Annotated in this window: 9 protein-coding genes; 8 read left to right on the forward strand and 1 reads right to left on the reverse strand. The window is 29.4% G+C overall.

Annotated features, from left to right (window positions below):
• Positions 1-156 precede the first annotated feature (156 nt).
• On the reverse strand, positions 157-1266 hold the full coding sequence (locus AC6CHI_RS14635) for a polysaccharide biosynthesis/export family protein (protein WP_498122152.1): 1110 nt from the start codon (positions 1264-1266) through the stop codon (positions 157-159).
• Between the two features lie 491 nt (positions 1267-1757).
• On the opposite strand from AC6CHI_RS14635, the gene AC6CHI_RS14640 reads away from it, so the two are divergent.
• The 8 genes from AC6CHI_RS14640 (at position 1758) to AC6CHI_RS14675 (ending at position 11609) form a co-directional block, all read left to right on the forward strand.
• Complete coding sequence (locus AC6CHI_RS14640) at positions 1758-3272, forward strand: MATE family efflux transporter (protein ID WP_498122154.1); 1515 nt, start codon at positions 1758-1760, stop codon at positions 3270-3272.
• An 835-nt stretch (positions 3273-4107) separates the two neighbouring features.
• On the forward strand, positions 4108-5082 hold the full coding sequence (locus AC6CHI_RS14645; RefSeq protein WP_498122156.1) for a glycosyltransferase family 2 protein: 975 nt from the start codon (positions 4108-4110) through the stop codon (positions 5080-5082).
• The gene (locus AC6CHI_RS14650) at positions 5075-6142 is read left to right on the forward strand and encodes a glycosyltransferase (protein ID WP_498122158.1); all 1068 of its coding nucleotides are present in this window, start codon (positions 5075-5077) and stop codon (positions 6140-6142) included. Before AC6CHI_RS14645 ends, AC6CHI_RS14650 begins: the two co-directional genes overlap by 8 nt.
• A complete protein-coding gene (locus AC6CHI_RS14655; RefSeq protein ID WP_498122159.1) occupies positions 6135-7244 on the forward strand; it encodes a glycosyltransferase in 1110 nt (369 codons plus the stop codon). Before AC6CHI_RS14650 ends, AC6CHI_RS14655 begins: the two co-directional genes overlap by 8 nt.
• Positions 7234-8343 (forward strand): EpsG family protein, encoded by a 1110-nt coding sequence (locus AC6CHI_RS14660; protein ID WP_498122160.1) that lies wholly within the window; start codon positions 7234-7236, stop codon positions 8341-8343. The genes AC6CHI_RS14655 and AC6CHI_RS14660 overlap by 11 nt, the downstream gene beginning before the upstream one ends.
• A complete protein-coding gene (locus AC6CHI_RS14665) occupies positions 8327-9202 on the forward strand; it encodes a glycosyltransferase family 2 protein (protein ID WP_498122162.1) in 876 nt (291 codons plus the stop codon). Before AC6CHI_RS14660 ends, AC6CHI_RS14665 begins: the two co-directional genes overlap by 17 nt.
• Positions 9203-9855: 653 nt before the next feature.
• On the forward strand, positions 9856-10989 hold the full coding sequence (locus AC6CHI_RS14670) for a glycosyltransferase family 4 protein (RefSeq protein ID WP_498122163.1): 1134 nt from the start codon (positions 9856-9858) through the stop codon (positions 10987-10989).
• A gap of 2 nt (positions 10990-10991) precedes the next feature.
• The gene (locus tag AC6CHI_RS14675) at positions 10992-11609 is read left to right on the forward strand and encodes a sugar transferase (protein WP_458893107.1); all 618 of its coding nucleotides are present in this window, start codon (positions 10992-10994) and stop codon (positions 11607-11609) included.
• Positions 11610-11662: the final 53 nt, after the last annotated feature.

Genomic DNA, 11662 nt, shown 5'->3' on the forward strand with positions numbered 1-11662 from the left:
CACCTTGTCAGCGACTTAATCGAAAGATTTTTCCTTTGAAAAACGGCTAAGCTTATCCAATATGTAATTGAAGATATTTCTGCTTGAAAACGTATTTTGCCATCGAACTACGACATATATTTCCAATGCAGCCCGTAAGAATATTTTGAATATGTATTAGTTAGTTCCCAATCGATCAATATTATACAAAGCATTAGAGAACGGTAAAATTTGGGTAATGATACGTTGCCAACGGGCTAAGCCTGTAGCGTCAACATAAACAATATCATTGCTACGCATCTTAAATTGATTGGCTAAACCGAAATCACCGAGACTCATTAAATTCATATGATACAGTTCAGTTTGCTGCAACTTCGGGTCACTGCGTAGTACATAAATTCGGCTAGCACTTGCCGTATTTGAATCAATGCCTAAGCTTTCTCCTAGAACATCACTGAGGGTCATGCCTTGATCACGGATTGGCAAAGATTGATTTCTGCCAGACTCACCCATGACATAAATTTTCTGGTTCTCTTTAGAATTTACATAGAGCGTATCATTGGGTTGAATAAGAAGATTATGTAAAGAATAACCAGATTGTTCGAGCTGAATACTATTCAGCTTGTACGTTCGTCCTTGGCGAACCAACGTGATAGAGGTGTTATCCCCATATTGCGTATTAATCCCACCAGCCATGCTAAGAGCTGTATAGACGCTGACGGGTTGATCGCTCAGGTAGAACTGCCCACCGCTCATGACATTCCCTTGAACTGAATAACGCTGTCCTTGAAAAGACAACACACGAACTATGACATCAGGTGTTTTTAAATAACGAGAGAGTTGACTACGTATCTCTTGATTCACTTGAGAGAGTGATTTGCCAGCAGCTTTATAGCGTCCAATAATGGGAAATTGGATATAGCCGCTTTGATCAATTTGATAACCATTGGCTTGAGCAGATTGATCGCTGGAAACGTTACTCGTGGGAGGCGTAATTTCAGGATACGCCCATAAGTAAATGGATAGAATATCGCCAGGACTTAACTTGTATAAGCGTTGGGTTTGGCGAAATAAGCTGGAATAATCTTGTTGTATATCAATGTTTGAAGTTTGATTTAAGTCTCGTAAGATATTTTGATTGAGCTGAATGACATTCACTGTACTACCAAGTTCAGTTTGGTAGATGCCTTGTTCAGGTAAATTGTAAGTTTGAAGGCCCGGTGCTAGAGCACAACCGACAGTGCTGAGTGTGAACCCTAAAAGGCCAATATATTGTAGTAATTTCACTCCGTCCCCCTGTACCCTATTGTAAATTATAAATATATTTCAATCCTTGGGTGCGATTGAGGTTGTTTATTAAATATACTAATACATCGAATTATACAGTGCAATTATAATTTTAGAAGATAGTGCAAGCTTTACTACAGTCCAGTGGTAAAGATGCGGTATCACTGTGGTGTAATATTTGTATATATGATACAAGCAGGATATGATGGAAAGAGATTGAAATTTTCTGATCTACAATAATGACAGCCTAGTATTTCGTGATAGCACTTTATTATATAAAGTCATTAAACTAATTAAAAATGTATTAGATTAAAGCGATTTAAAATTTATTCAAAATTAATTAATCATAAAATCAATGTTGATAATATAGGGAACATATAGGCAAGAATGTTAAAAAATTTTTTAAAAATATAGATTGTTTTATTTGTTTTTGTAAAAATTAAATAAAACATTTTTTATATATTTAAGTATTAAAAAGTTGATTTTAAATTATGTCTAAAAATAAAATAATTTTAAATAATACTCTGGCTTTATATATTAGGCTTTTGGTTGCACTTTTTCTCAGTTTGTATTCAACGCGAATATTGCTAGAAAACCTTGGTGTAGAAGACTTTGGATTATATGGAACAATAGTAGGAGTCGTTGCATTATTTTCTTTTTTTCAAACCACTTTGTCTGGTGCAATGAATCGTTTTTTAAATGTAGAAATGGTAAAAGGCAGTATTTTTTATATTCAAAAAATATTTTTTACAGCTCTTATTTTACATATTCTGATTGGATTTTTTCTTTGTTTGTTGGTAGAGGTTGTAGGTCTTTGGCTGATTAACTCATATATTAACATACCATTAGATAGAATTAATATTACTTTTCAAGTTTTTCATTTATCTGTAATGTCACTATTCTTTTTGGTTATTACTGTTCCATTTGAAGCAATGCTAATGGCAAAAGAAAAATTTGGAATATATGCGATAATTTCTATAATTGATATAGTTTTAAAGTTACTATTAGCATATATATTAATTTTTTTTAATCATGATAAGTTATTATATTATGCTATCGGAGTTTTTTCCATAGTCATTTTTATAAGATTGATTTACGTAATTTATTGCGAATTAAATATTTTTGAAACAAGAATACAATTAAATAATATAGATAATGATTTTTTGAAAAAGATAATAATTTTTATTGGTTGGGATTTGTATGGGAATTTTTGTGTGGTTTTTAAAACACATGGAATAACTTTATTGATGAATAACTTCTTTGGGTTAATAGCAGTTGCGAGTATACAGGTAAGCAATCAGATTAATGCGGCTTTACAGAATTTATCAAGTAATCTTTTGATTGCGGTGAAGCCACAATTAATGAGAAGTTATGCTAATTCTGACACTGAGAGAATGAATCTATTAACATTTTATTCAGCAAAATATTCTTATTATTTGATGCTGATATTTTGTGCTCCCGTTATATCAAATATTGATTATATCTTGAGGTTGTGGCTTAAATCTCCGCCTGATTATGCAAAAACTATTATTGTTTTCATGTTAATAATAAGTTTGATTGATGTGATTTTTAGTCCGATTATTATACTAATTCATGCTACTGGTAATGTAAAAAAAATAAGTTTTTTAACAGGAACCATTATTTTTCTATCAGTTCCCTTGGTTTACTATTTGTTTGAATTGGGTTTTGATTATTATTATGCTTATATTATTTTTATTTTTAATAGTATATTGGGTGCGTTTATTAACATATGGATAGTAAAAAGCCTAATCGAAAAATTTAATGTTTCTGATTTTGTTAGAAGTGTTTTGATTAATATATTTATTACTACTAGTGCAATTCTTTTGGCTATAAAAATGATTGGCAATTATTTTGTTGTAAATGATTTTTATGATTTTATAATTATTTTTACAATTGAGACTTTGATTGTTATTTTATTAATATACTATTTGGGGGTGGAAAGAAATCATAGAATATTAATTAAGAGATATATCAAATTAAAATAATAAGGTGTTGATTTTTTTATTGAATAAAATTTTATTTTAAGGTTGTATGATATTGATGGGATTTTTTTGGGGTTTATTATATTGATTTAATGAGTTTAATTATTTTAATATTTTTGAATAACATTATTGCTATTTATTTTAATTATGTTGATAATTTTGTGATAGTACTTAATTATTATGCTTAAATTTAAATAAAGAAAACAATTCTATAAAGCAAACCAAGGCTTCTCTATGGAGGATAATTTTAGTTTAGACTTAGAGCTTTAGATTTATATGATTGCTACTAATTGATGCTGATAAATAATAATTTTCTCAATTTGTTCAGAAGTTGTTTTTGGTAAGCCTGGTTAAGATTTTTGGTTACTATAAAAGTATTGGCATAGGGAGAATTTTTAGTTATATTTTAGATTAAATTCTGGGAAAGAGAAAATCACAGGTGATATAAATAGTTATTAAATAAAAGGTTTTTACTATACAGTCTCATAAAATTAGAAAAGCATAGAATATTCACGAAAAAATGTATTGATATGTGTTTCATAAAATTTGAAAATTTTAAAAGCTCATAACATAAGGAAATTATTTTATTGTTAACTCATTACATGGAGTTATATTTGAAATAATTTATAACAAAATTTTTTAAATTAATAGAAAGGAAAGATGTGTGCTAGGTTTTAGTTTCACTCTTTACTATGTAAATATATTGATTAGAAAGGGTCGTGGATGTTGCTTCTAGCCTGAAGTCAACTTTATAAATAAAATTGACTATTGAAATTTAATATCTTATCGGAAGTTATAGAAAATAATTATGTGATTTTACTTTTATAGGTAGGTTAATATGCTTCAACCTAAAGTCACTATTGTAATTCCAGTATATAATACACAAAGTTATATAGATCAATGTTTATCATCTGTTGTAAATCAAACTTTCTCAAATATTAAAATTATTATCGTTAATGATGGAAGTACTGACAATTCATTGAAAATTTGTCAAAAATATGCGGATAATGATAATAGAATAACTCTAGTTAATAAGCCAAATGAAGGTGTAAGTATAGCTAGAAATGTTGGAATAAGTTTAGCTGAAGGTGAATGGATTTATTTTCTAGATAGTGATGATTATTTAGATAAAAATACTATTAAAAATTTATTAGATGAGGCTGAGTTATTTGATGCAGATATTATACAGTTTGGTGTTAGATCTTACATTGATTTAAATATAGTAAGTGAAAAAAAACCTAAAAATAAAAAACTATATGATAATTTGCATGATTTTTTACTTGAGAATGAGCTTAAGCCCATAAGTGCTTGGTTACATTTTTTTAATTTAAAAATAATTAAAGAGAATAAGATTTTATTTAATACTAAGCTTAAGCATGGTGAAGATATGTTATTTGTATATAGCGTATATTGCCATGCTTGTAAAATTTTGGTTTTAAATGAAATATTCTATAATCAAGTGCTAAGCCCTAATTCTGCAAGTCGAAAGCCTATTCAAATTGATGTGTTATTTGATACCATGTTGTTTATTGCTGAACTAACTGATTATGTTAAGAAAAGAAATCTCACTAATTGTTATTCTTTAGAATTAATTGAGTTGTCAAAGAGGATATTTGTTATTCCATTACTTTTAGAGAGTAAAAATGAGTTTTATGAAAATAAAAAATCTATACAGAGTTTGTATAATTCAATTTATGATAATAATAAATATATTTTTACTAAAATTTACCATAAGATTGCACGCATAGATATAGGGTTAATTGTTTATTTGTTAAAAATTATACACAAATTTAGAGGGGTTAAATATGCATAACTCGGTATTTAATAAGAAAGAGTTGGCTTTTTTGATTAATAACCTTTCTAACTCTGGAGGCACACAACGAATTTTATGTATTCTTTGTAATTTGTTAATAGATAGGTATGGTATTACAATTTTAGTTAATAAATCTGGTCAGTCATTTTATAAATTAGATACTCGAGTAAATGTTATTAGCTTATCAGAAACAAGGGGTGGGCTTCTTGGAAAGAATATTAAGATATATAATATTTTAAAAGAAAAAAAAGTCGATTTTTACATTAATCTTGATTCAAATTCAATTTTATTTAATGGTTTTATTTTGCCTAGAAAAACAAGATTGATTCTTTGGGAGCATTTTTCTTTAATTGGAAATTTTGATAAAATTTTGTTCAAGATATCTAGGTATTATGCTGTTTTAAAATGTTTCAAAATTGTTGTATTATCTCAATATGAAATTTATTCTTGGGAAAATTACAGTAAATTTTGTAAAAATAAATTATTATTAATATATAACCCATTAACAATTGATTCGGCTATAACCACCTCTAACCTTTCAGAAAATAAATTTCTTGCAATAGGGAATGATATAACAGTTAAGGGTTTTGATATTCTTTTAGACGCATGGGCACTTTTTAAAAGCAATGACTGGACTCTGCAGATAGTAGGTTTAAGAGATGATGATATTAATACGCTGAATCAAATTATTCATAAGGAAAAACTTAAAAATATTGAGTTGTTTGGTTGTATTAACAATATTGAAAATTTTTATCAAAATGCTACGGTATTTCTTTTACCATCACGGAAAGAAGCAACACCATTGGTATTAATTGAAAGCCAAGCTTATGGACTTCCAGCTATTGTCTTTGATCATTTACCAGGTGTTTTAGAACTACTTAATGAATCGGGAGTTGTTGTCAATTTTGGACATAAAGAGGTGGGTTTTGCAGCAGCAATGAATAAACTTGCAAATAATCATGAATATCTAAAATTACTTTCTGAAGCTGCGCTAATTAATTCAACCCGATTTAATACCGAAAATTTCAAAAATTCATGGCTAGGGATCTTTAATGATTAGAATTTTACATATAGTTGGTAAGATGGATCGTGCTGGTGCAGAAACCATGCTAATGAACTTATTTCGCAATATTGATCGTACATCAGTTCAATTTGATTTTATTACTTTTACTCAAGAAAAAGGTGACTATGACGATGAGATTTTTGAATTAGGTGGCAGAATTTTTCCAATTCTTGCAAAGAATCCAATTGAACGAATGTTTAAGCTAACCAATTTTTTAAGGCAACATTCGGAATATCGAATTGTACATGCGCATATGTTGCTAAGTAATGCTTTTCATCTGTTAGCAGCAAAAAGGGCTGGTGTTCAGCATCGAATTTCACACTCGCATAATACAAGCAATGGAAAATTAGGGGTTATTGCTTATTTATATGAAAAATTTGCAATATATTTAAATAAAAAATTATCAACACAAAAAATAGCTTGTGGTAAAGGAGCAGCAGAATACTTATTTGGTACGACAGAGCATGTGTGGATCTTAAATAATGCTATTGATTTAAAACTATATAGTCAAATCGCTGAAAAAAATAGAAATTACTGGAAAAGCATTAAAGAAGATATTCAAGGGTTGAAAATTATTCAAGTAGGAAGGTTGAGTGAGGTAAAGAATCATAGGTTCTCTTTAGAAATTGCTAAAAAATTAAAAGAGCAGGGTGCTTCTTTTACATTTCTTATTGTTGGTCATGGCTCATTAGAATGCGATATCAGAAAAATAATTCAAGATAATGGTTTAGATAAAAATGTATATTTATTAGGTATTAGAGACGACATAGCAAATTTAATGGCTGGAGCAGATGTTATGCTAATGCCTTCACTACATGAAGGATTTCCAGTAGTATTAGTAGAGAGCCAAGCAATTGGATTAAAATCTATAATATCTTCTAAAATTTCAAAAGAAGTTGATCTTGGTGTGGATCTTATTTATTTTAAAGAATTAAATGATATAGAGAAATGGATCGAGGAGTTTAAATATAAAAATCCAGTAAATTTAGAATGTAATATTGAAGTGCTGTCTAAGCATGGTTTTGATATAAAACAAAATGCTGTTCAACTTTTAGATTTTTATAAAAATATGGATAGAATATATAATTATGTTAATTGACAATACTGCTTTTTTTAATCTATATAATCTAATTTATTTTATTACAGCATGCTTGGTTGTAGCTTCTGTGCTATCTTCAGAAATCAAGAAAGATGTCTTGGTACAGAATAAATTAGGCCAATATTTAGTTTTTTTTCCTTTAATATCCTTAATAATTCTTGTAGGTTTTAGGGCATATGATGTTGGAACTGATACAGGAAACTATCTCAATATTCTTTGGTATGAAACACTTGAGGTAGATTTTAATGGTGATTTTTTATTTAGTTTAATTGCATTAGTACTCAGATTTTTTGATTTAAACTTTAGTTATTTTTTATTGTTAATTTCATTTTTATTTTATATATTCACTTACAAATCACTAAAGAACTATACTGACATATATGAATCAAACCTACTAATTTCCTTCTTTTCATGTATGTCCTTTTTCTTTTATTTAAGTATGAGTATTAATGTTATTCGGCAAGGTGTATCTTTATCTATTTTGTTATTTGCTTATTCTTTATGGGTTGGTAAGAAAAACAATATTTTAATTTTATTTTTTATCCTTTTGTCATTAGCATTTCATCTGACTACAATCATACCAATTTTAATATTTATTTCTTCTATTGCCATTAGTAAATTTAGAAGCCTAAATTTACTAATTCTTATTTATTTTCTTTTTGTAATTTTATCTTATTTTAATTATGGTTTTTTAAACTTCTCATCAATATTTTTAGATTTTTTAGGTGATGATAGGCATGCAGGTTATTTTTCTGAAGAAAGTTCTGAATACATCATTGGTTTTAAGCCGCAGTTTGTAATTTTTAATACTTTTTTTCTACTTGTATCTTTATATATTAAAAATAAGTTATCTGATAGTCACTTATTGACTCAATATAATATTCTTGTTTCTTATTATATTATTGCCAGTATTGTTATGTTTATGGCATTTCAATTGCCATTTTCAGATCGTTGGGGATTGTTCTCATGGTGTGCTATTCCATTGCTAATTTCACCATTATTTTATTCACCCTTTGTTAAGGAAAAAATACAAATTCATTATGTCTTAATGTTGATTCTAATTTACATTGGCTTTTATTTCTATGATAAATCAATCTGAAAATACACCTAGTATTAGTGTAGGTATTCCATTTTATAATGCTGAAAAGTTCTTAGCTTTTGCCATTCAGTCTGTACTTTGTCAATCATATAATAATTGGGAATTGATTCTTTTAGATGATGGATCTACAGATAATTCCCTGAAGATTGCTAAAGAGTTTGCGTGCAAAGATCAGCGGATTAAAGTGATATGTGATGGTGTAAATAAAAAATTACCCTATCGTCTAAATCAATTAATAACAGAATCAAAAGGTAAATTTATAGCAAGGATGGATGCTGATGATATTATGCATCCTAGTCGTTTAGAAATACAATTCAAATATCTTCTAGAAAATGATGCATTTGACCTGGTTTCCACAGGTTTAGTCTCTATCGATGATCAGAATAGAGTCTGTGGATTTAGATGTGTGAATTCACTTATTACTGAGATAGCTAAACCATTTAAGTTTCCGATTGCTCATCCAACTGTGATGGCTAGAAAAGAATGGTATCTACGAAATTTATATAGTTTAGACTATCCTCGTGCTGAAGATTTTGAGCTGTGGTGTCGTGCATATGCTAAAAATGATTTAAAAATAGCAATTCTTCCTGATTTACTTCTTTTTTATCGTGAATTTGGAAATATCTCCATCGATAATCTTTTGAAAACATGTTCAGATGAACATAAAATAAGAAATTATTATCAAGTGAATAATAGAATCTTTAATTTTATCTATTTTAACTTTAAATATTTTTTTATTTATACAATTGGTTTTTTGGGCTTGGGGCAGAATCTTTCGAAGAGAAGAAATAAAAATTTATCTGATCATGATGCAAAAGAGATGCAAGAATTATTAAATTTTTTTGTGAATAGAATGTAGGATCTTTGAGAATTTTATTTTGTAGATAAGCTAGTTTAATAAAAATAATCATATGCAAATTAATAAAAGTAGTGTGGTTATATAAATAAAGATATTACTGAAGAACTATTCATCAATATAATTTTCGATGGATACCCTGAATCTAAAAATTATTGCGCTAGGCATGGATGAGTTTACAATTAAGCTCAAATCAGTCGCTGGAATTTTGTGCTTTGATCTACAAAGCTTGCATTACGTCGAATCAAACGCGCTAGGTAAGGGGATAAGTCAGTTTGGTTTGGTATGGAAATTCAATCCTTTCTAATGAATAGATTAGAAATTTTCATTTTTACAGGGAGTTGCCGACTTTGCTCAAAGTTGTATGAGCTGTATGCTCATTCATCATTCTGAATAAATTTGCAAAATTTAGACAGACTTTATAACTAAGTTATATCTTGGTTTTTGTTACTTGGTGGAACTTTAATTTTTTAAAACTTTTTGCAACAAAATCGATGATTATTTAAAAGTATTTAACAGACATAGCTCCAAAAAAGTATTTTAATTAGAGAAGTTAAAAGAGACAATTGGAACACATTATTGAAAAAATGTTTTATTTCTGTCGCTTAAACGTATAGGGAATAATTTTTTAAAACAATTAAAAAAGCTGAAAAATTATGAGTACGATAGTGTTTATTGGCACGATAGCATCTAGCATTTATGATTTTCGTGCAGATTTAATCCGTAGCCTCTTAAAGCAGGGGCATCGTATCTATGCTTTTACATCTCAATACAATGCAGAAGATATAAATAAAATAGAACAACTAGGTGCTATTCCGGTTACATATACTTTAAACCGTGGTGGATTAAATCCACTGGCAGATATTGTCGCAACTTATCAACTTTTTAAAAAAATTAAGAATATAAATCCTGATGTGGTCTTTTCATATTTTTCTAAGCCAGTCATTTTTGGGACTCTAGCTGCGAAACTAGCAAAAGTACCTTGTGTAATCGGTATGCTTGAGGGGCTGGGTTACACTTTTACAGAGCAGCCAGAGGGTCTAAACCGTAAAACTAAATTGATCCGATACATTCAGGTTTTTCTTTACAAAATTGCATTGCCAATGCTGGATCAACTGATTTTCTTAAATCCCGATGATCCTAAAGACTTATTGGAAACATATGCTATAAAAGTAAAAAAAGTAGTGATCCTAGGTGGAATAGGTTTAAATTTACAAGAATATCCATATCAACCCGTAGATGATATTTCACTTCCTATTAAATTTTTATTCATTGGTCGGTTGCTTAAAGAAAAAGGAATACATGAGTTTGTTCAAGCCGCTAAATTGGTGAAAAAACAATATCCTAAAACACAGTTTACGATTCTTGGACAAATAGATACTTTTAATATTGGCGCACTACAACAAGCTGAGTTGGATGATTTGATTGCTTCGTGTGTTGTTGAGTATCGTGGTCAAGTGAATAATGTCAAAGACTGGATCACGAATAGTCATGTATTTGTATTGCCCTCGTATCGTGAGGGTGTCCCTCGGAGCACACAAGAAGCCATGGCCATAGGTCGTGCAATTATTACGACAGATGTTCCAGGTTGTCGGGAAACTGTAATTCAAAATCGGAATGGTTTCATTATTCCGCGGTGGGATTCCAAAACTTTAGCTGAATATATGATTTATTTCATTGAGAATCCTAAACAGATTCGATTTATGGGAGATGAAAGCCACAAAATTGCAATTGATAAATTTGATGCTGAAAAAGTAAATCAACGATTACAAAATATTTTAGGAGTCTGAAAATGATTAAACGCTTCCTAGATATTGTGATTGCTTCTTTTGCCCTCACTCTACTGTCGCCAGTATATTTATATGTTACATACAAGGTAAAAAAAAACTTAGGTTCACCGGTGTTATTCCGTCAGGTTCGTCCAGGGTTACATGGCAAACCTTTTGAAATGATTAAATTTAGAAGTATGCATGATGCTATCGATGCCCAAGGGAACCCTTTACCAGATATTAAACGATTAACAACCTTTGGTCGAATGTTGCGGTCTAGCAGTTTGGATGAATTACCTGAATTATGGAATGTGATTAAAGGTGACATGAGTATAGTCGGCCCACGTCCTTTACTGATGGAATATTTACCACTTTATAATGAAGAACAAGCCAAGCGGCATCATGTGCGCCCAGGCATAACTGGTTATGCACAAGTAAATGGACGTAATGCCATTAGTTGGGAGGAAAAATTTAAACTCGATATTTGGTATGTCGAAAATCAATCCGTTTGGTTGGATTTTAAAATTATGCTGAAAACGATCAAAGTTGTTTTGATGAAAGAAAATATAAATGATGAATCAGGTCACTCCATGCCTTTATTTACAGGGAATAAACAAGGTGACAAAAATAATGACCTCTAATGTGACATACTATTGGAATAGTGATAGATGATTAATCCAATTTCACAGTAGAA

The sequence above is a fragment of the Acinetobacter sp. GQ146 genome, assembly GCF_059758585.1.

Coding starts and splice junctions, on each gene's coding strand:
- AC6CHI_RS14665 (WP_498122162.1), top strand. CDS start 8,327: ATGATAAATCAATCTGAAAATACACCTAGTATTAGTGTAGGTATTCCA.
- AC6CHI_RS14645 (WP_498122156.1), top strand. CDS start 4,108: ATGCTTCAACCTAAAGTCACTATTGTAATTCCAGTATATAATACACAA.
- AC6CHI_RS14660 (WP_498122160.1), top strand. CDS start 7,234: ATGTTAATTGACAATACTGCTTTTTTTAATCTATATAATCTAATTTAT.
- AC6CHI_RS14675 (WP_458893107.1), top strand. CDS start 10,992: ATGATTAAACGCTTCCTAGATATTGTGATTGCTTCTTTTGCCCTCACT.
- AC6CHI_RS14655 (WP_498122159.1), top strand. CDS start 6,135: ATGATTAGAATTTTACATATAGTTGGTAAGATGGATCGTGCTGGTGCA.
- AC6CHI_RS14650 (WP_498122158.1), top strand. CDS start 5,075: ATGCATAACTCGGTATTTAATAAGAAAGAGTTGGCTTTTTTGATTAAT.
- AC6CHI_RS14640 (WP_498122154.1), top strand. CDS start 1,758: ATGTCTAAAAATAAAATAATTTTAAATAATACTCTGGCTTTATATATT.
- AC6CHI_RS14670 (WP_498122163.1), top strand. CDS start 9,856: ATGAGTACGATAGTGTTTATTGGCACGATAGCATCTAGCATTTATGAT.